Genomic DNA, 20,032 nt, shown 5'->3' with positions numbered 1-20,032 from the left:
CGGCGGCAACGCCGGCAGCCTGTTCGGTTCCGGCGGCTTCGGCGGGGGTGGCGGATCTGGCACCGGCATCGGGGCCGTTGGGGGGGTTGGCGGTGTGGGTGGCAATGCCGGCATGCTCTCTGGCGATGGGGGGGCTGGCGGCACCGGCGGGTTCGGCGTCGCCGCCAGCGGGGCGGGCGGCGACGGCGGCAAGGCCGGACTGATCGGCGACGGTGGTAGCGGCGGCGCCGGCGGGGAGAGCTTCGGCACCGGCGGCAAGGGCGGGGCCGGCGCGGACGCCGTGCTGATCGGCGACGGTGGCAATGGGGGTAAGGGCGGGACGGGCGCCACGCCGGGAGCCGGTGGCAAGGCCGGCGCCGGGGGGCTGCTGTTCGGTTTGGACGGGTTGACTTAGTGGGTGGAGCCCCCTGTCAGGATTGAACTGACGACCGCTCGCTTACAAGGCGAGTGCTCTACCACTGAGCTAAGGAGGCCGGCAAAACCGGTGCAAGCCTATCGGGTCACTGGTCGCTGTCGACGATGCGCTGCGACCGGACCGACCGTGACGCCGAGCGTGGCCGCCGCCCGGGCAGCGGGATGCGATCGGCGATATTGCTCAGCGGGTTGACCACCATGGTCAGCGAGATCACCGCCTCTTGCAGTGTCGCGATGGCCGGCTCCAGCGCCTCCATGCCGGGCGCCAGGCGCGCCAGCGTGTCGGCCACATCGGCCAGCTGCTCGAGCGGACCGTTCTTGGCGGTCAGCTTGTCAACCAGACCGCCCTCGGAAAGCAACTTGTCGGCCAGGCCGTCCTCGGCCAGCACCCGCTCGATCAGACCGTCGTTAGCCAATAACTGGTCGGCCAGCCCGCCGGGCTGCAGGGCCCGCTGGAGTCCGCCGCCCTCGGCGGTCAGGCGGTCGATCAACCCGCCCTCGGAGGTCAACAGGTCCACCACTCCGCCGGGGCGCAGCATCCGGTCCATCGGACCGTTGGGCGCGACCGCGCGTCCCAGCGGCATGTCGTCGTCAAGCAGCCTGGCCAACCGGTTGGCCCGGGCGAGGGCGTCGTCGATGCCCAGCATGTTCGCCATGGCGTTGGATCCACGCGGCCCGCTGGTGTCACCGAGCGCCTGCTTGGCCAGACCCACTGCGGCACCGGCGAGATTCAGGCTTGCCTCCGCGGCGGCAAGGCCGGTGCGCGCGGGCGCGGTCGCAAGCTCCACAATGGCTTTGCCGAGGTTCATTCTGTGAGTCTATTCACGTCTGGCCAGGAAAACCGCGTGCGGGTCCAAGCGAATTCGTCGACTCCTGGCAGACTGCTAGCAGTTGACTTGCAACGACCTCTCAGGAAGTTTTCAATGATTGCGGAGCTAACACACAAGTTCGGGTGGAGGTAAAGGCCTCATGACACTGAGCAATACGGCCGACACGACCAAACCCGAGGCTCGCGTCCTCGTCGTCGACGACGAAGCCAACATCGTCGAACTGCTCTCAGTGAGCCTGAAATTCCAGGGATTCGAGGTTTTGACCGCGGCCAACGGTGCCCAGGCCTTGGACCGTGCCCGGGAATCCCGGCCCGACGCGGTGATCCTCGATGTGATGATGCCCGGAATGGACGGTTTCGGGGTACTGCGGCGCATGCGGGCCGACGGCATCGACGCCCCCGCCCTGTTCCTGACGGCCCGAGATTCATTGCAGGACAAGATTGCTGGGCTCACCCTGGGCGGCGATGACTACGTCACCAAGCCGTTCAGCCTGGAAGAGGTCGTCGCGCGTTTGCGGGTGATCCTGCGGCGGGCCGGCAAGGGCAGCAGCAACGAACCGCGCAACTCGCGGTTGTCCTTCGCGGACATCGAACTCGACGAGGAAACCCACGAGGTGTGGAAGGCCGGCCAACCGGTTTCGTTGTCGCCCACCGAATTCACGCTGCTGCGTTATTTCGTGATCAACGCAGGCACCGTCCTGAGCAAGCCGAAGATCCTCGACCACGTATGGCGGTACGACTTCGGTGGTGACGTCAACGTCGTCGAGTCCTACGTGTCGTATCTGCGCCGCAAGATCGACACCGGAGAAAAGCGGTTGCTGCACACCCTGCGTGGCGTGGGCTACGTGTTGCGCGAACCGCGCTGAGCCGGCGCGAGATGGCCAACCGGTATCGACGGGGTGTGCCGCTGCGGGTAGGACTGGTGGCGGCCACCCTGGCGCTGGTGCTGTGCGGGCTGCTGGCCTCCGGTGTGGCGGTCACCTCGATTCTGCGGCACAGCCTGGTCAGCCGGATTGATTCGACCTTGCTTGACGCCACCCGCACCTGGGCGCAGGCTCCGTGGCGGCACACGGTGTCCAATGGGGAAGGGCCCGGGCCGGCCCGGCCGCCCTCGAAGTTCTATGTGCGGGCGGTCGACCCCGACGGCCACACCATGACGGCCATTAACGACCGCAATGCCGAACCGGCCCTCCCGCCCGACAACGACGTCGGGCCCGACCCGACGACGCTGCCCTCGGTGAGCGGCTCGTCGATCGAGTGGCGCGCGGTCACCGTGCGCGGGCCGCAGGGCGGGCTGACCACGGTGGCGATCGACCTGTCCGATGTCGACCACACCGTGCGATCGTTGATGCTGCTGCAGGCGGGCATCGGGGCCGGGGTGCTGGTGGTGGTCGGGATCGCCGGCTTCGTCGTAGTGCAGCGCAGTCTGCAACCGTTGTCAGAGGTCGAACAGACGGCCGCCGCAATCGCAGCTGGACAGCTGGATCGACGTGTCACCGAGCGCGACCCCCGCACCGAGGTTGGCCGACTTTCGCTGGCGCTCAACGGAATGCTTGCCCAGATCCAGGAGGCGCTGGCTGCCTCCGAATCGTCGGCGGCGACGGCGCGCAGTTCGGAGGAGCGGATGCGGCGATTCATCACCGACGCCAGCCACGAGCTACGCACCCCGCTGACCACCATCCGCGGTTTTGCCGAGTTGTACCGGCAGGGCGCCGCGCGGGACGTTTCCATGCTGCTTTCCCGAATCGAGGGGGAGGCCAGCCGGATGGGTCTGCTGGTCGACGACCTGCTGCTGTTGGCCCGCCTGGACGTGCAACGGCCGCTGGAACACCATCAAGTGGATCTGCTGGCGCTGGCCAGCGACGCCGTGCACGACGGCCGGGCGATCGATCCCGACCGCACCATCAGCATGGAAGTTTTCGACGGGCCCGGCACCCCGGAGGTGTTCGGTGACGAGGCGCGCTTACGCCAGGTCTTGGGCAACCTGATCGCCAATGCCGTTCAGCACACCCCGACGAGCGCCGACATCACCGTGCGGGTGGGCACCGTCGGCGAGGACGCGATCCTCGAGGTTGCCGACGAGGGCCCCGGCATGACTCAGGAGGATGCCGAGCGCATCTTCGAGCGCTTCTACCGCACCGACGCGTCCCGGGCGCGGGCCAGCGGCGGTACCGGACTGGGGCTGTCGATCGTCGACTCGCTGGTGAAAGCGCACGGTGGCCGGGTCACCGTGACTACCGCTCCCGGTGAGGGGTGCCGCTTCCGGGTGACGTTGCCGCGCGTCAGCGATGTGCCCGCGCAGGTGGGCTAGCGCCGTCCCGCGTGAGCGTGCGCACAATGCCGGCCACACCGGCGTGTCGCCGGACATCTGCGCACCTTCACCGCCAAGAAGTCAGCGCAACTGTTCCAGCGCCGCCTTGATCCTGGCTTGAGCGTCGTCCAGCGACTCCGCCGACGGGTTGCGGTCCACGTTGGCGAAGCCGAAGTCGGCGAGACTGCGGGTGGGGAAGACGTGGACGTGCAGGTGCGGCACCTCCAGCCCGGCGATGATCAGCCCGGCCCGCTCGGCCTGGAATGCCTTGCAGACCGCCTTGCCGATCAGCTGGCTCACCGCCATCACCCGATTGAACGCCTCGGGCTCCACGCCCTGCCACTGATCGATCTCCTCGCGGGGCACCACCAAGGTGTGGCCCTGCGTCATGGGTTCGATGGTCAGGAAAGCGACGACGTCGTCGTCCTCGTAGACGAATCGGCCCGGGAGCTCGCGGTTGATGATCTTGGTGAAGATCGACGCCATGGCTCAAGCATAGGTTCGCCCGGAGCACACCAGCGAATAAGGTCTTCGGCATGAATGCGCGGATCGGCAGGCGATCGATCCTGGCGCTCGCCGCCGCCGGCGCATTCACCGCGACGCTGCCCGCCTGTGACACCGCCGACGAGGAGCCGTATCAGCTCACCTCCTACGGTTACGATCCGGAGGTTCCCGAGCCAGGTGTCCCCGAACCACCCCAGCCCCTGGGCGAGGTGCCGGCCGCCGCCTCGGTCAAAACAGAGTGGTTGCCCCCGGTGGGCCGGCAGACCATGCCGAATTGCTTCGTGTGGGCCACCGTTTATGGTCTGGCCTCGTTCTACGCCGCGCGGCACAGCAAAATTCCGCCGAGCACCGCAGACCGGCAGGCTGCTCCCGACTACGCCTACATCAGGTATCAGGAATCGGTTCAACTCAGCGAGCCCACCTGCCGTGGTGGCCAAATGGTCAAGTGTCTCAACTGGCTTCGTGACAACGGGGGAACTCCGTCGCTGGCCACGGCCCCGAACCGCGGACGCCAGCGGGGTAAGAGTTCATGCGAGGTCAACTGGTCGGATTACGGTGCCCGGATGATCGACCCCGACCCGGCTTTCCGCATCCCGGAATGGAAGCTGACGAAGATCACCGGCCCAAACGGCTTGGCCCACTTGCGAACCGTCATCGCACACGGCATGCCCATCGCGTTCGGCACTTATCTGTATACCGACTTCCCGCACTACCGGGGCGTGCCGTCGGTCTACGTTGGCAACGGCAACTGGATGCGCAACAAGGAGGGGAAGAAGGCGGGTCACGTCATGCTCATCACCGCCTACGACGACGCCTACGCCCCGCACACCGGTGCCGTGCGGGTGCAGAACAGTTTCGGTAAGCGTTGGGGCAGGGATGGATTCGTCTGGATCGCCTACGAGACCTTAGCGGCCATGGCGCAGGGGAGTGGCGTATACGTCCCGGATACCGTATGACGGCGACGCCGAATCGTTAACGGACCGTTGCCATGTCGTTCTCCATGGCCGCCACACTCCGATGTGACCCAATTCACTGGAGGGCAACTTGGCGCGATGTCCGAAGGCACTGCTGGCGATTCCGTTGGCAGTGCTGACCGCGTGCGCTGTATCGTTCCTGCCTGCCATCACACCCGCGCGCGCCGCCGATGCCTTTGGGCCGCTAGGGCCGCCCAATCCGTTCATGGCCCCCAACGGCCTCGCGTCGATGCACAATGACGCGGGATCGGCCGATGCCGGACCGCTGCCCGGTCCGGGCGCCCGTCTGGTCCCCGTCCTGGCATTCCCGTTGCTGGCCGCGTGCCCCACGATCACCCAAGGCACCGACGGCCTGGTGCTGGCGTTGTGCACCACGATCGCCGCGCAAGCCCCGGTGCTGCACCTGATCGATCCCGGTGGCATTGTCCCGCAGGTGATTCCGCTGGCCAGCATGGACATCGCCAAGGGCGGCCTGCTTGGCGGTGTCTATGCCTACCTGGACAACAACAACCAGATGGTGTTGATCGACGGCACCAACCATCTGTTGCGCATCGCTCACGCCCGCGACGAGCGGGGTCGCTGGCACCTCGTCATCACCGAGTCCACCGACCTGTCGGGCGTGATACCGCCGGGCGACAGCTCGGTTGGCGTCGTCCCGGACTACCTGGGCAACGTCTGGTTCGCCACCGGAAACGGAGTGGTGGGCGTGGCCAAAGCCGGCGGCGGCGTTGCCAGCCTGCAATTGCCCGCCGGACAGCAAGTGGCGAACAGCATTTCGGCATCACCACAAAACCGCGTAGCGGTGGCAACCACGTTCGCGATCTACGAGATCAACCTCAACGGCATGGGCAATCCGCAGATCCTGTGGAGTCAGAACTACGACCGCGGGCCGGCTCGCAAGCCCGGTCAGCTCAGCTGGGGAACCGGGTCCACGCCAACGTATTTCGGCCCGACCGGTGCCGAATATCTGACCATCGTGGACAACGCCGAACCGCAGGTGCACGCGCTGGTCTACCAATCCGGAACGGGCGCTTTGCTTTGTCAGCAGACGGTGCTGACGCTCGGCGGCCCCGGCAGTGAGAACTCGCCGATCGGCGTGGGCAACTCGATGTTCATCGCCAGCACCTACGGCTATCCCTATCCGGCCGTGCCGCCCGGTGCCGGCCCGGCGGTGCCTCCGACGGCGCCCTTTGTCGGCGGCATGACCCGGGTGGACATGAACAACCCCGGCCCAGGCTGTCATACGGTGTGGGAGAACAAGGTTCGCAGCGCGGCCCTGCCGCATCTATCCACCGGGGACGGCCTGATCTACACCATCACCCGGATCGGATTCGACCAGACGACGCCGGCGGACTTGTTCGCCTACAGCGTCATCGACCCCAACAGCGGGCAACTGCTGCATCAACAGCCCAAATCGGCGACCCTCCTCAGCGACCCGATTCAGACGTCGTCGATGGTGCTGATGGGCAGCAAGATCATGCAGGGCAACATCACCGGCATCGGCCGCATCGGCTAATTTCTCCGGCTCGCGCGCGGAGGGCTACTCTTGGCCGAACTTCATCATCTCCATATTCCAGTACCCGCGCATGTTGGTGATCAGCCCCTCGTCGTTGACCCGGTAGGTGAACACCCCGCGGACGCTGCTGGTGAAGCCGCCCTCAAATTTGCTGTCCAGCACCAGGATATGCGCAATCTCGTTCGGCGAACTGGACGGGAAGGTCTCCTCGCAGGTGATGGTCAGGTTGTTGGCCGCAATGTTGGTGTCGTAGAAGGTGGCGACACCCTGCTTGCCCTTCACCCCCGTGCCCTCAGGGTTGGTGATCGACTTTCCGATCGGGTCCTCGACCACGACGTCGTCGGCCATCAATGCCAGCCAGCCCTCGCGATCGTGCGCCTGCACGCACCGCCACGACGACCGCGAGGCGGTCAACGCCGGGGACTCGACCGTTTGTGTCATTGCGTTCTCTCCTTCTCTAAATGGCACACGCGGCGCGGGCGCCCTCTTCGGTTGCTTTGCGAATCAGGCCCAAACCAGTGCAGTCGCCGGCGGCATGTACCTCGACGCCGGGCATGGCCGCAACTAGATCGTCGAACAATGCAGTGTCGGGCTCGACGGTGCCGGCCAGCACGACGCTGTCCTGGGCCAGTTGGCGGACCGTCCCGCCGGCGGGAGTGAACACCACGCCGCTTCGGGTGATCCGCTCGACGGCGGCGCGGACGTGCACCGTCACACCTAAGCGGTCCAGTCGGTGCATGTGCTCGGTCTTTCGCTTGTTGCCGATCTCGGGTGCGATGTCCTTGCCGGTCTCGAGAATCGTCACCAACCGGCCGCGCTGGGCCAGAAACTCGGCGAGTTCGACCGCCACCAGGTCGCCACCAATGATCGCGACCCGGCGACCGACGGGCAACCACACCCGCGACGCCGCCCGCACCGCGGCCGGACGCATCAACCGCTGACGCCAACCGCCCACCAACCGGCCGCCCAACTCCCGCAAACCCGGCCCGGTGAGCACGTGCGGCAGGTCAGCCCCGGGGACGGTCGGCACCGCGACGCGACCACCGGTGGCCACCACCACCGCGTCGGGAGCCGCAGCAACGACGTCGTGCGCTAAGACAGTTTGTCCCAGCTGTACTTCCACCGAGCTGAGCTTGATCTCGTCGCACAGATATCGCAGAAACGACTGGTTCTCCGGGTGCAGAACGCTGGCCCAGCGCAATGCGCCGCCCAGCTGGCCGGCACCCTCGAACAGGGTCACCCGGTGCCCACGTTCCGCGGCCACCCGGGCGGCCTCCAACCCGGCCGGTCCGCCGCCGACCACCACCACCCGCTTGGCACGCACTGCCCGCGGGGCCGCAAGTTCGCGCTCCTTGCCGGTGCGCGGATTGACGGCACAGTCGACCGAAAGCCGTTGTTCCATTGCGTCGATGCAGTTTTCGCAAGAGATGCACATGCGCACCCGATGCGCCTGTCCGGTTCGGAGCTTTCGCGGCAACTCGGGGTCGGCGAGCAGCGGACGGCCCATCGCGATGAAGTCGGCGCGGCCGTGGGCCAGGATTTGCTCGGCACGGACGGGATCGTGAATACGCCCGACGGCGATCACCGGCACGTCGACCACCTGCTTGAGCGCCGCCGCGGCACCGACGTTCACTTCGTCCCCGTCGTCGGCGCCGTTGACCATTCCGGTGACGAGGCGATCGATAACCCCGCCGCTGACGTGGAACGCGTCCACCCCGGCGGCCACGAGTTCGGGTGCCACTCTGGCCGTTTCGTAGATCGGCCGCCCGCCGGCTACCCGTTCGTACCCGGAGATGCGCAGCGTGATCGGCAGCGCGTCGCCGATCTCGAACCGGATCGCGGCCAGTGCCTCCAGCACGATGCGCAACCGGCCGCGCGTCGAGTGGCCGCTGTATTCGTCGGTGCGCCGGTTGCGCTGCGGGGCAAGGAAAGAACCCAGGAGCATGTAGCCGTGCGCGGCGTGCAGCTCGAGCCCGTCGTAGCCCGCCTCGACGGCGCGACGCGCCGCGGCCTTGAACAAGTCCAGCACCTCGACCACCTGGTCCGCGGTGATTTCCGCCGACGGACGACCGGTGAGATACGACGGAATCACCGATGGGCCAAGCGAGGGGACGCCGAACATCTCCGGACCCAGCCCGTCAGGTCCGGCATGCACGATCTGCGGCTGGATCTTGGCCCCGTGCTCGTGCACCACATCCACCAGCGCGCGGTGCGCGTCGACGGCCGCATCCGTGGCCAGGTGCAGGCCGCCGGGCGTCTCGGGGTGCCGATGGTCAACCCCGGTGGCGCCCAACGTGATCAGGCCGACGCCGCCTCGTGCACGAGCGGCGAAGTAGTCACGGGTGCGCGGCGAGGGCAGCCCGTCTGCGGTGCCGTACATCGTCTCCATCGGAGACATGACCACCCGGTTGCGCAGCGGCATGGCGCCGATGCGCCCCGGCGCCAACAGGTGCGGAAATCCGGCCACCCGCGACCCGGCTCAGTCCTGCTGGTCTACCGGTCTGCGTCCGTGTAGCGGATGACGCCGCGAATGTTCTTGCCGTCCAGCATGTCCTGGTAGCCCTCGTTGATCTGCTCCAGGCGGTACTGGGTGGTGACCATGTCGTCGAGGTTCAGCTTGCCGGCCTTGTACATCGCCAGCAGCTGGGGGATGTCGTACTGCGGGTTGCCGCCACCGAAGATGGTGCCCTGCAGGTTCTTCTGCATCAGCGTCAGCATCGCCAGGTTCAGCGTCACATTGGTGTCCAGCAGGCTGCCGATTGCCGTCGCCACGCAGGTGCCGCCCTTGGCGGTGATGTTCAGGTAGTTGTCGATGTCGGCGCCGTGCAGCTCACCGACAGTCACGATTACCTTGTGGGCCATCAGGCCGTAGGTGACCTCGGCGATGCCCATCAGTGCGGCGTTGATGTCGGGGAAGACGTGGGTCGCGCCGAACTTCAGCGCCTGGTCGCGCTTCCATTCCACGGGGTCGATCGCAAAGATGTAGCGGGCACCGGCCGCGACCGCCCCCTGCAGGGCCGCCATGCCGACGCCGCCGACACCGACGATGGCCACGTCCTGGCCCGGGCGGATGTCGGCGGTGCGTACGGCGGAGCCATAGCCCGTGGTCACGCCGCAGCCGACCAGCGCGGCCACCTCGAACGGAACGGACGGGTCGATCTTCACCACCGAGCTGCGGTGCACCACCATGTAGGGCGAGAACGTGCCGAGCAGCGTCATTGGGTAGACGTTCTGGCCGCGGGCCTGGATGCGGAAGGAGCCATCGCTCACCGCCGCGCCGCCAAGCAGTCCGGCGCCCAGGTCGCAGAGGTTGCGCATGCCCGCCTGACAGGTCGGACACTGGCCGCAGGACGGGATGAACGACAGCACGACGTGGTCGCCGGGCGCGATGTCGTCGACGCCGGGGCCGACCTCGGTGACAATGCCGGCACCTTCGTGCCCGCCGAGCACCGGGAAGCCGGCCATCGGGATGCCGCCGGTCACCAGGTGGTGGTCGGAGTGGCACATCCCGGCCGCTTCCATCTGGATCTTGACCTCGTCCTTGACGGGGTCGCCGATCTCAATCTCTTCGATAGACCACGGCTGGTTGAATTCCCAGATCAGTGCGCCTTTTGTCTTCACGATGGACCTGACCCCATTTCGCCTTTGAATTGGAAGTGCCTGACTTAATGCCGGGCAGCGGTGGTGATGAGTGCCACAGGCACCCTTGTTGCGTCAGCATAGCGCGTGCAACGAATCAAACGCTTGGTTGGGTACCGGGTAGAGGCTGGGGACCGGCTCACCAGATCGGCGCCGGAGCCTGGCCCAAGGGGTAGTAACCAGGCAGTTTCTCCCCGGCGAGGCTACGCTCGATCCGCTTCTGCATGCCCGCCGACAGCTTCCCGGACTTCATCAGTTTGAGGTAGAGCGCCTGCACGTGGCCGAAGTCGAAGAAGTCGCGCTGCCACTCGATGAGCTTGTCGGCGTTGAGCCGGAACCAGCTGCCACCGATGCCGTAGATCTCCTGCTGTCCACCCTCGCCGTCGAGAACGACCTGCTTCCAGAAGCCGACGATCTCGCCCTGACGGTCGTCGACGAGGACTTTCTGGTACGGGTACTGCCAGTTCTCCAGCCCCTCCATCTCCAGCCCCAGCGCGATGTCGCGGATCTCGTCGATACCCACGCACATCACGTCTTCCTTGGGCCCGATGTTCCAGCCGTAGGTGGCGTCCGGGGCGTAGAAGTCGGCCAGCGGCTTCCAGTCGCCGGCCTCCTCGCAGTCCTTGTTGGCCTGCAGCCAGGACTGCACCCACTCGTCGAGTTCCGCACGTTCGAAAGACGCCATTGTCCTCAGTCTTCCTTCTCTTTGATGAATAGTGCTTGGGTCGGGCACATTTCGACCGCGCGCTCAACTTCGTCGCGGGCGTCTTCGGGGGGTTCGAAATCGACGATTTCGACCTTGCCGCGTTTTGGCACTCGGAAGAAGTCCGGTGCTTCCAGTTCGCACATGGCGTGGCCCTGGCACAGATCCAGATCGACTCCGATTCTGAACGAGCCCATGGCAGTTACGCCTGAGCCCGCTTGCGGTAGCGCACCTTGGCCGGCCTCGCCAGCTGGACCACCATCTTCGAATGGTCGTTGCGGTAGCTGTCGGCCGGCTGGGCCATCTCGAAGTCATACTCGCGCAACAACACCGAGAAGATCGCCTTGATCTGCATGGTCGCGAAGGCGGCGCCGACGCAGCGGTGCCGGCCCGCGCCGAACGGGATCCAGGTCCACCGGTTGGCGATGTCGGCCTGCTCGGGCTTGTTGTACCGGTCCGGCTTGAACGCGTCCGGGTCCGGAAAATCCTCCGAAATCCGATTGGAGATCGCAGGCGACGCGGCTACGTAGTCGCCGGGGTGAATCGGGAAGCCCTCTACCTCGAACTCGCCCTGCGCGACTCGCATCAGGATGATCAGCGGGGGGTGCAAGCGCAGCGTCTCCTTGACCACGTTGTCCAGCTTCGGAATCTGGCGCAGCGCATGAAAACTCACCTCCTGGCCGTCGGCGTAGAGCTCCTCGAGCTCGGCGAGCACCTCCGCGTACACGTCGGGGTGCCGGATCAGCTCGATCAACGTCCACGCCGAGGTTCCCGAACTGGTGTGGTGCCCGGCGAACATCAGTGAGATGAACATGCCGGTGACCTCGTCGGCGGAGAACCGCGGATTGCCTTCCTCGTCCTTGATCGACACCAGCACGTCGAGCATGTCACGGTCGCGTTTGTCGTTGGGCGGGTTGGCAACCCGCTGGTGCATGATCTCCTGCACCAGCGCCACCAGGTCCTTGCGGGCCTGATCGCGCCGCTGGAAGCTTTCGATCGGCAGGTAGGGGTCGACGTAGCACAGCGGGTCGGTGCCGCGCTCCAGCTCGTGGTAGTAGTGCGCGAACCGGGCGTCCAGCTGATTGCGGAACTTCAGCCCGATCAGGCATGCCGTCGAGGTGTAGATGGTCAACTCGGCGAAAAAGTCCAGCAGGTCGATCTCGCCTGCATCGCCCCAGTCGGCGACCATCCGCTTCACTTCGCCCTCGATGGTCGCCGCGTGACCCTTCATCTGCTCCCCGCGCAACGCCGAGTTGTGCAGCATCTCCTTGCGCCGCTCGGGGCTGGCGTCGAACACCACGCCCTTGCCGAAGATCGGCGCCATAAAGGGGTAGGCTGCTGCCTGGTCCAAATCCTCGTCGGCGGAACGGAAAAAGAACTCGTTAGCGCCCGCACCGGACAGCAGGATCACATGTTTGTCGGCCAGCTGAAACCACCCGACGTCACCGCACTCGTCGCGGACCCGTTGCATCAGCCCGATCGGGTCGGTGCGGAATTCTTCGAGGTGGCCGTGTTCTTCTTCACCGCCGGAGACCCGGGGCACTACTGCTGTGCTTGTCATGTTGACGGCATCCCCTCTTCGCCCAACGCCAGTTTCTGGCGATCTTTCTTGTCGGCCAACGGCGCTTCGGGCTGAAGCTCCATGTTCGCGATGAAGCCACCGCGCGGCGTCTCGGCGACGAACGTGATCGCGCGGGCCAGGTCCGCCGCGCGCAGGAAATAGTCGTGCCGGGCCTGGCCCCACTTGGCCCAGTCCTCAAGCGCGGGACCGATCTTCTCGGCCGGCAGGCTCCAGCCCATCGAGGTCTTCGTCGGACCGGGGTGCACGATCGATGCACGGACACCGGTGCCCTCGAGTTCCATCTGAAGGTTGGTGACCATCGCGACGAGCGCGGCTTTGGCTGCGCCGTAGGCGCCCATATGCGGGCGCTGGCGCAGCGCCACATCCGAACCCACGAAGATCAGGTCACCGCGCCGGCGATCTAGCATGCCGGGGAGCACGGCGGTGGCCAGCCGGTTCGCCCCGACCAGGTGGATTTGCAGCTGCGACTCGAACTCGTCGGTGGAGATCTCGGCGAGCTTGCCGAAGTACGTGTCACCCGCACCGGCCACCAGCACCTCGATCTCGCCGAGCGCCTCGACCGACTGTGCGACAAAAGATTTCACCGAGTTCGGGTCGGTGACGTCCAGATGGAAGCCGACCGCTTCGCCGCCGTCGGCATTGATCTTGCCGACGATGTCGTTGAGCTTTTCCACCCGGCGGGCGCCGAGAGCGACCGGAAAGCCGTGTGCCGCAAGCTTGATCGCGGTGGCCTCGCCGATGCCGGACGATGCGCCGGCCACGATGGCGGGGCGACGTTCGGGCAGGGGGTCAAACCGGGGCATTTACCTGGCCTCCACGTGGATCGGTAGGTGGGCGAACCCGCGGACATTGCTCGAGTGGACGCGGACGGCGTTGGCCTCGTCCACTTCGTATCCACGGATTCGCTTGAACAGTTCGGTGAGCGCCACGCGGGCTTCCATCCGGGCCAGGTGGGCGCCCAGGCAGAAGTGTGCGCCACTGCCGAAACTGAGTAATTTGGAGCCGATCTCACGGCCGATCACATAGTCGTCGGGGTTGTCGAACACCCGCTCGTCACGGTGCGCGGATCCAGGCAGCAGCAACAGTACGTCGCCCTCGGGAATGGTGGTGTCGTAGAGCTCGAGCGAACCGGAAACGGTGCGGGCCAGGATCTGGCTGGAGGTGTCGTAGCGCAGGGTCTCCTCGACCCACAGCGGGATCCGGGACAGGTCGTCGTACAACGGAGCCAGTTGCTCGGGATTGCGGTGACCCCAAAAAGCTGCGTTGGCAAGCAGTTTGGTGGTCGTCTCGTTTCCGGCGATGACCATCAGGAACATGAAGCCCAGGACTTCTTCATCGGTGAGACGGTCGCCGTCGATTTCGGCTTCCAGCAACGCCGACGTCAGGTCATCGGTCAGCTTTTTACGACGCTCCTCGATCATTGCCTGGTAGTAGACGATCAGGTTGATCGACGCTTCGATCGCCGAGGCGGGCACGTCGTTGACCCCGTCCTCGCGGTGCATGACGCCGTCGGCCATCGCCCGGATCCGGTCGCGGTCGGCAACGGGCACGCCCATCAGTTCCGAAATCACGTCCATCGGCAGCTTGCCGGCGAATTCGGCGACATAGTCGACCGTTCCGTCGCCGGCCTGCTCCAGCATGACGTCTAGATGCTGTACCGCGAGCTCGGTCACGCGGGGTTCGAGTTCACGAATTCGGCGGGGGGTGAACCCTTTTGACACCAGCGTCCGCAACCGTAGATGCGCTGGGTCGTCCATCGCCAGGAATGACATCGTCTTCGCGGCGTGCGGGCCGCGCGACACCGGATCCAACGAGACCCCGTCGCGGTTGGACAGCGTGGTGCTGTTGCGGAATCCCTGGTGCACATCGCTGTGCCGGGACACCGCCCAAAATCCCAGCGCCTCATTGCGGTACAGCGGCGCCTCGTCACGCAGCCGCCGATAGTACGGATACGGATCCTCGTGAAAGTCGTAACTGTAGGGATCCAGGGTCAATTCGGAATCTCCGACGTGGACGGTCATTGCTCACCCTGGGCTTTCTGCTCTGCGCCGGCCAGGATCAGGCCCGCCACGTCGGCCAACCGGTCGGCGATTTCGTGATAGGTCAACTCACCGCTACCGGCTTGCACGAGCGCGCCGAAGAACGCCATCTGTAGCGCCGCGGCGCAACCGGGCTGCGCACCCGGTCCGATGGCCGAGGCGATGCGGCGGTGGATTTCGGCACCGATGCGATCGCGTACCGCGCGGACCGCGGGATCCGATCCGCCGCCGAGCAGCGCCGCCGTGCAGGCCGCGCCGACTTCGGGTTCGTCGGCTACCACCAGAGCCAGATGACGCAGCGCCTGGTGTACCCGGTCCGGCATCGGCTCGTTGACGTCGGTGAAGTACGGGACCTGGCTTACCAGGTCGAGGTAGACCTCGGCGATCAGGTGATTCTTCGAGGAGAAGTAGGTGTACGCGGTGGCTGGGGCCACCTTGGCGCGGGCGGCGACCATGCGCACGGTGAGGTCGCTGTACGAGTGATCGCGCAATGTCTCCATCCCGGCGGCCAGCACCTTGCGGAACGTCTCTTCCTGGCGTCGGTTGCGCGGCGGTTGCCCGGTCGGTGACCGGGGTGCGGGATTGGCGGTAACCAGTGCATCGCTGGACACATGTCCAAGCTAGAGTATCGCGGCGACACGAAGCAAGTCCTGTTGCTGAAGTTGCACGTTATCGGCGGTATTACGGCGGAGCCGCGGGTGGGTTGACCTGCTGGCCCTTGCATGCTGCAGGCCCGGAAGGCTATGGTTCCAGCGGGCAATATCGGACAACTGTCCACCCGATTGGAGCTGAATATGGCGTTGTTGGCCGACGGCGTTAGCGCGCTGTTCATCGACGGCAAGCTGACCGAGGGCAGTGCGGGCACCTTCCCGACGATCAACCCGGCGACCGAGGAGGTGCTGGGGGTTGCCGCCGACGCCGACGCGCAGGACATGAGCCGCGCGATCGAAGCCGCGCGCCGCGCCTTCGACGACACCGACTGGTCGCGCAACACCGAACTGCGGGTCCGCTGCGTGCGTCAGCTGCGCGATGCCATGCAGCAGCACATCGAAGAGCTGCGCGAAATCACCATCGCAGAGGTCGGCGCGCCGCGGATGCTGACCGCCATGGCCCAGCTCGAGGGTCCGGTCAACGATCTCTCGTTCGCCGCAGACACGGCCGAGTCGTACGTGTGGAAACAGGATCTCGGTCAGGCGGCACCGATGGGCATCCCCACCAAGCGGACCATCGCGCGCGAGGCCGTCGGGGTCGTCGGCGCCATCACGCCGTGGAACTTCCCGCACCAGATCAATCTGGCCAAGCTCGGTCCGGCGTTGGCGGCTGGCAACACCGTCGTGCTCAAACCCGCGCCCGACACGCCTTGGTGTGCCGCGGTGCTGGGGGAACTCATCGCCGAGCACACCGACATCCCGCCGGGGGTGGTCAACATCGTGACGTCCAGCGACCATGGCGTCGGTGCCCTGCTGGCCAAAGACCCACGGGTGGACATGGTTTCGTTCACCGGGTCCACGGCCACCGGGCGCAGCGTCATGAGCGACGGCGCGGCCACCATCAAAAAGGTCTTCCTGGAATTGGGTGGCAAGTCCGCGTTCGTGGTGCTCGACGACGCCGAGCTGGGTGGCGCCGTCGGGGTGGCAGCGTTCTCGGTGTGCATGCATGCCGGGCAGGGGTGTGCCATCACCACCCGACTGGTGGTGCCGCGGGACCGCTACGACGAAGCCGTTGCCATCGCGGCAGCCACGATGTCAGGCATCAAGGCGGGCGACCCCAACAACCCCAAAACCATTTGCGGGCCGTTGATTTCGGCCCGGCAGCGCGACCGCGTCCAAGGTTACCTCGACTCCGCGATCGCCGAGGGTGGCACCTTCGCGTGCGGCGGTGGCCGGCCGGAGGGCAGGGATATCGGCTTCTTCATCGAGCCGACGGTGATCGCCGGGCTGGGCAACGACGCCAAGGTGGCCCGCGAAGAGATCTTCGGACCGGTGCTGACGGTCGTCGCGCACGACGGCGACGACGACGCGGTACGCATCACCAATGACTCACCGTACGGTTTGTCCGGCACGGTGTACGGGGCCGACCCGGACCGGGCCGCGGCGGTCGCATCCCGCATCCGGGCTGGCACCATCAACGTCAACGGCGGTGTCTGGTACTCGGCCGACGCGCCGTTCGGTGGGTACAAGCAGTCCGGCAACGGCCGTGAAATGGGCCTGGCCGGTTTTGAGGAGTACCTGGAAACAAAACTCATTGCGACAGCGGCAAACTGAAGGAGCGCGCAGCGTGGCACGATTCGAAAACAAGGTGGCGATCGTCACCGGGTCCGGTGGCGGCATCGGCCAGGCGTACGTCGAGGCGCTGGCGCGCGAGGGTGCGGCGGTGGTGGTCGCCGACATCAACGCCGAAGCGGCCGAGGGGGTGGCCAAGCAGATCGTCGCCGACGGCGGCACCGCCATCAGTGTCCCCGTCGACGTTTCGGACCCCGCCTCGGCCAAGGACATGGCGGATCGGACGCTGGCGGAGTTCGGGGGCATCGACTATTTGGTCAACAATGCCGCCATCTTCGGCGGCATGAAGATCGACTTCCTGCTGACTGTGGACCCCGAGTACTACAAGCGGTTCATGAGCGTCAATCTCGATGGGGCGTTGTGGTGCACCCGTGCGGTCTACAAGAAAATGGCCAAGCGGGGCGGTGGCGCGATCGTCAATCAGTCCTCGACCGCGGCCTACCTGTACGCCAACTACTACGGTCTGGCCAAGGTCGGGATCAACGGTCTGACCCAACAACTTTCGCGAGAGCTGGGTGGCCAGAACATCAGGATCAACGCCATCGCACCCGGCCCGATCGACACCGAAGCCAACCGCACCACGACGCCAAAAGAGATCGTCGACGACATCGTCAAGGGACTTCCCCTGTCGCGCTTGGGCACTCCGCAGGATGTGGTCGGCATGTGCCTGTTCCTGCTCAGTGACGAGGCGTCCTGGATCACCGGGCAGATCTTCAATGTCGACGGCGGACAGATCTTCCGGCCATGATCTCTCTCGGATACATCGGCCTGGGCAATATCGGTACACCGATGGCCAAGAAAATGGCGGACTGGCCCGGCGGCCTGACGGTCTACGACCTGCGCGCCGAAGCCATGGCGCCGTTCGCCGACCGGGGCGCCACTCTGGCCGACAGTCTCGCCGACATCGCCACCACCGACATCATCAGCATCACCGTGCTCAATGACGAGCAGGTGCGCAGCGTCGTCGGTGAGTTGGCTCCGCACGCCAAGCCCGGGACCGTCATCGCGATTCACTCGACGATCAGCGACACCACCGCCGAAGAACTCGCACGCGAGATGCAGGACCGGGACATCCATGTCATCGATGCGCCGATCAGCGGCGGTGGGCGTGCCGCGCGCTTTGGACAGCTGGCGACCATGGTGGGTGCCACCGACGAAGTATTCGCCCGAGTCAAGGAACCGTTCTCGCATTGGGCGGAATTGGTCGTGCACGCCGGGCCCCCCGGCGCGGGAACCAGGATGAAGGTGGCCCGCAACATGCTCACCTTCACGACATATGCGGCGGTCGGCGAGGCGTGGAAGCTGGCCGAAGCGGCAGGACTGAACCTGCAGGACCTTGGCAACGTGGTGCGCCACACCGACAAGCTGACCGGCGGCGCCGGGTCAATCATGTACCGCGACGACACCAAAGACCTTGAGCCGGGCCACTTTCTGTATGACGGATTCATGCACACCCGTGGCTTGGGCGAGAAGGATCTACGGTTGGCGCTGGAGTTGGCCGAGTCCACTCACGTCGACCTGCCCCTGGCCAGGCTGGCCCTCGAGCGGCTTGCGCCGGGCCTCGGGGTGCCGCACACACCGAAGGAATCGTGATGGACGAGCAACGCCGTAAGGGTCTCGAGAAGATGAACGAGGTCTACGGCTGGGAGATGCCCAACGTCGAGGGCGACCCGTACTTCGACCTCACCGTCGACCATCTATTCGGCGATATCTGGACCCGCCCGGGGCTGTCGATGCGCGACAAGCGCATCATGACGCTTACCGCGGTCACTGCAGTCGGAAGTCGCGACCTGGCTGAGATCCAAATCAACGCAGCACTTCTCAATGAGGAGCTGACCGAGACCGAACTCAAAGAGATGGCCCTGTTCCTTACCCACTATCTTGGCTTCCCGCTGGGCTCGGCGTTCAACGGCGCGGTCGACACCGTCGTGCGAAGGCGGAAGAAGGCTGCGGCTCGCGGCGGTGACGAGGACAAGAAGCGCAATGTCGACAGCGCGGTGAAGATGCATTTGGGAGACAAGCGCGCTTAGGGCGCATTCGACGCAGACACCGGCGGATCCGCGCGATAACGTAAAGACCCTGACAGGCATCGGCGGTGTACTGGGAGGGTTAGTGCCCGAAAACGACTCGCGCACCGGTGACTATTTTTGGAGCGACCACGAAGCGGGAGCGGAGCTTACGCGGTTGCGCCTGATCGAGCACTTCAACGATCCGTCTACCTTCCGTCAGCTCGACGCGATCGGCGTGGAAGACGGTTGGCGATGTCTCGAAGTGGGCGCCGGCGCCGGTTCGGTGGTCCGGTGGCTTTCTCGACGGGTAGGACCTTCCGGGCACGTCGTTGCTGCAGACCTCGACGTAAGGTTTCTCGGCGACATCAGCGCAGCGAACGTCCAAATACGTCAATGTGATATCACCAAGGATCCGATTGAGCCGTCATCGTATGACCTTGTCCACGCTCGATCGGTCCTGGCGCATCTGCCCGATCCACTAGCAGTGCTGCAACGGTTGAAGACCGCGCTACGCCCCGGAGGCTGGCTGATGGTCGAAGACGTCGACAACGGCACAGTTGAGGCGACGGACCCGACTCATCCCTGCGCCGCAGGATTTGACCTGTGCGCCCAGGCCCGGATCAAGTTCCTGTTGGCCGGGGGCGTCATGGATCTGCGCTACGGCCGCACCTTGCCAAGCCACCTGGAAATGTTGCAGCTGACCGATGTGGGCAACGAAGGGGTGGCGATTGTCGGTCGCGGTGATAGCCCGATGTCGCAGTTGATGAGCCAGTCTTTCGGGCCAATGGATGAGGCGATGGTCGCCAACGGGGTGGTCGGGCAGCCTGATGTGTCGGACGCGCAGAGCGCTTTACAGGATCCCTCATTTCTGTACCGCGGCGGCTTGATAGTCGCGGTGTGGGGCCGCAAGCCGTTGGAGTAGCCCCCGCCGAGCAGACACAGAATCGCACTATTTGAGCCGCTGGCGTGCGATTCTGCGTCTGCTCGCGGCCGAAACCGGCCCTCAGTAGGGGCGTACGCCGGTCGGCATCACGTATTCGGAGACCGGCGCGGACACGCCGTTGACCGTGGTGCCGCCGTTGATGATGCCGGGCGCCATGTCCAGCATGTTGCTGGGAAACCCGAACGTCGGTGTGGTCAGCTCGTCGAGCCGGGCCAACTCGTCGGCGCTCAGGGTCAGGTCGGCTGCGCGTAGGTTGTCGTCGAGCTGGGAGAGCCTGCGAGCCCCGA

Annotated in this window: 21 protein-coding genes, 1 tRNA gene and 1 pseudogene; 10 read left to right on the top strand and 13 right to left on the bottom strand. The window is 65.7% G+C overall.

The features are described 5' to 3' along the window. On the top strand, nt 1-394 hold a 394-nt coding region (locus BN972_RS29000; protein WP_158497704.1), incomplete at its 5' end, for a PE-PGRS family protein. A gap of 4 nt (nt 395-398) precedes the next feature. On the opposite strand, the gene BN972_RS26885 is transcribed toward BN972_RS29000, so the two are convergent. Both BN972_RS26885 and BN972_RS26880 read right to left on the bottom strand, forming a co-directional pair. Then, nucleotides 399-473, bottom strand: a tRNA-Thr gene (locus BN972_RS26885). A gap of 27 nt (nt 474-500) precedes the next feature. Further along, nucleotides 501-1,223: a hypothetical protein gene (locus BN972_RS26880; RefSeq protein WP_036365579.1), complete on the bottom strand. Its 723-nt coding sequence runs from the start codon at nt 1,221-1,223 to the stop codon at nt 501-503. Between the two features lie 160 nt (nt 1,224-1,383). Here BN972_RS26880 and BN972_RS26875 point away from each other — a divergent pair, with 160 nt between their 5' ends. Then, nucleotides 1,384-2,109: a response regulator transcription factor gene (locus tag BN972_RS26875; RefSeq protein WP_036365576.1), complete on the top strand. Its 726-nt coding sequence runs from the start codon at nt 1,384-1,386 to the stop codon at nt 2,107-2,109. A gap of 11 nt (nt 2,110-2,120) precedes the next feature. After that, nucleotides 2,121-3,554 carry a sensor histidine kinase gene (locus BN972_RS26870; protein ID WP_036365571.1) on the top strand — a complete coding sequence of 478 codons (1,434 nt, stop codon included), beginning with the start codon at nt 2,121-2,123 and terminating at the stop codon, nt 3,552-3,554. Between the two features lie 81 nt (nt 3,555-3,635). On the opposite strand, the gene BN972_RS26865 is transcribed toward BN972_RS26870, so the two are convergent. Next, nucleotides 3,636-4,040 (bottom strand): HIT family protein, encoded by a 405-nt coding sequence (locus BN972_RS26865; protein WP_036365568.1) that lies wholly within the window; start codon nt 4,038-4,040, stop codon nt 3,636-3,638. 50 nt (nt 4,041-4,090) lie between these two features. On the opposite strand from BN972_RS26865, the gene BN972_RS26860 reads away from it, so the two are divergent. Together BN972_RS26860 and BN972_RS26855 are read left to right on the top strand one after the other, a co-directional pair. Next, nucleotides 4,091-5,014 carry a C1 family peptidase gene (locus tag BN972_RS26860; RefSeq protein WP_036365567.1) on the top strand — a complete coding sequence of 308 codons (924 nt, stop codon included), beginning with the start codon at nt 4,091-4,093 and terminating at the stop codon, nt 5,012-5,014. Between the two features lie 223 nt (nt 5,015-5,237). Further along, nucleotides 5,238-6,548, top strand: coding sequence for a hypothetical protein (locus tag BN972_RS26855; protein WP_235192593.1), 1,311 nt, complete (start codon nt 5,238-5,240; stop codon nt 6,546-6,548). A 24-nt stretch (nt 6,549-6,572) separates the two neighbouring features. Here BN972_RS26855 and BN972_RS26850 read toward each other — a convergent pair whose 3' ends face one another. The 9 genes from BN972_RS26850 to BN972_RS26810 all read right to left on the bottom strand — a co-directional run bounded on the left by BN972_RS26850 (nt 6,573) and on the right by BN972_RS26810 (nt 15,122). Beyond that, nucleotides 6,573-6,989 (bottom strand): ketosteroid isomerase family protein, encoded by a 417-nt coding sequence (locus BN972_RS26850; protein ID WP_036365562.1) that lies wholly within the window; start codon nt 6,987-6,989, stop codon nt 6,573-6,575. Between the two features lie 16 nt (nt 6,990-7,005). Continuing rightward, nucleotides 7,006-9,015: an oxidoreductase gene (locus BN972_RS26845; protein ID WP_036365557.1), complete on the bottom strand. Its 2,010-nt coding sequence runs from the start codon at nt 9,013-9,015 to the stop codon at nt 7,006-7,008. 26 nt (nt 9,016-9,041) lie between these two features. Further along, nucleotides 9,042-10,169 carry an NDMA-dependent alcohol dehydrogenase gene (locus BN972_RS26840; RefSeq protein WP_036365554.1) on the bottom strand — a complete coding sequence of 376 codons (1,128 nt, stop codon included), beginning with the start codon at nt 10,167-10,169 and terminating at the stop codon, nt 9,042-9,044. A 157-nt stretch (nt 10,170-10,326) separates the two neighbouring features. After that, on the bottom strand, nt 10,327-10,872 hold the full coding sequence (locus BN972_RS26835) for a nuclear transport factor 2-like protein (RefSeq protein ID WP_036365551.1): 546 nt from the start codon (nt 10,870-10,872) through the stop codon (nt 10,327-10,329). A 5-nt stretch (nt 10,873-10,877) separates the two neighbouring features. Continuing rightward, a complete protein-coding gene (locus tag BN972_RS26830) occupies nt 10,878-11,087 on the bottom strand; it encodes a ferredoxin (RefSeq protein ID WP_036365548.1) in 210 nt (69 codons plus the stop codon). A gap of 5 nt (nt 11,088-11,092) precedes the next feature. Beyond that, nucleotides 11,093-12,451 (bottom strand): cytochrome P450, encoded by a 1,359-nt coding sequence (locus BN972_RS26825; RefSeq protein WP_036365545.1) that lies wholly within the window; start codon nt 12,449-12,451, stop codon nt 11,093-11,095. Further along, nucleotides 12,448-13,275, bottom strand: a complete 828-nt coding sequence (locus BN972_RS26820) for an SDR family oxidoreductase (protein WP_036365542.1) — start codon at nt 13,273-13,275, stop codon at nt 12,448-12,450. Before BN972_RS26820 ends, BN972_RS26825 begins: the two co-directional genes overlap by 4 nt. Further along, entirely contained in the window at nt 13,276-14,493 is a 1,218-nt protein-coding gene (locus tag BN972_RS26815) for a cytochrome P450 (RefSeq protein WP_036365540.1), read from the bottom strand. Then, on the bottom strand, nt 14,490-15,122 hold the full coding sequence (locus BN972_RS26810; RefSeq protein WP_036365537.1) for a TetR/AcrR family transcriptional regulator: 633 nt from the start codon (nt 15,120-15,122) through the stop codon (nt 14,490-14,492). Before BN972_RS26810 ends, BN972_RS26815 begins: the two co-directional genes overlap by 4 nt. Nucleotides 15,123-15,305: 183 nt before the next feature. Between BN972_RS26810 and BN972_RS26805 the strand changes: the two genes are divergently transcribed. The 5 genes from BN972_RS26805 to BN972_RS27925 all read left to right on the top strand — a co-directional run bounded on the left by BN972_RS26805 (nt 15,306) and on the right by BN972_RS27925 (nt 19,724). Then, nucleotides 15,306-16,775, top strand: a complete 1,470-nt coding sequence (locus BN972_RS26805; protein ID WP_036366025.1) for an aldehyde dehydrogenase — start codon at nt 15,306-15,308, stop codon at nt 16,773-16,775. Between the two features lie 13 nt (nt 16,776-16,788). Then, a complete protein-coding gene (locus tag BN972_RS26800) occupies nt 16,789-17,541 on the top strand; it encodes an SDR family oxidoreductase (protein ID WP_036365534.1) in 753 nt (250 codons plus the stop codon). After that, nucleotides 17,538-18,386, top strand: a complete 849-nt coding sequence (locus tag BN972_RS26795) for an NAD(P)-dependent oxidoreductase (RefSeq protein ID WP_036365528.1) — start codon at nt 17,538-17,540, stop codon at nt 18,384-18,386. The genes BN972_RS26800 and BN972_RS26795 overlap by 4 nt, the downstream gene beginning before the upstream one ends. Continuing rightward, a complete protein-coding gene (locus BN972_RS26790; RefSeq protein ID WP_036365526.1) occupies nt 18,386-18,823 on the top strand; it encodes a carboxymuconolactone decarboxylase family protein in 438 nt (145 codons plus the stop codon). The genes BN972_RS26795 and BN972_RS26790 overlap by 1 nt, the downstream gene beginning before the upstream one ends. An 82-nt stretch (nt 18,824-18,905) precedes the next feature. Further along, nucleotides 18,906-19,724: a class I SAM-dependent methyltransferase gene (locus BN972_RS27925; protein WP_051545821.1), complete on the top strand. Its 819-nt coding sequence runs from the start codon at nt 18,906-18,908 to the stop codon at nt 19,722-19,724. Between the two features lie 81 nt (nt 19,725-19,805). Here BN972_RS27925 and BN972_RS30705 read toward each other — a convergent pair. Continuing rightward, nucleotides 19,806-20,032, bottom strand: a pseudogene (locus tag BN972_RS30705) (aldo/keto reductase); the annotation flags it as partial.

Origin of the sequence: Mycobacterium asiaticum DSM 44297 (assembly GCF_000613245.1) — a bacterium.
In the GTDB taxonomy this organism is placed as follows: domain Bacteria; phylum Actinomycetota; class Actinomycetes; order Mycobacteriales; family Mycobacteriaceae; genus Mycobacterium; species Mycobacterium asiaticum.
Note: the sequence above shows the minus strand (reverse complement) of the source record. Positions and strands in the feature narration are given on the sequence as shown.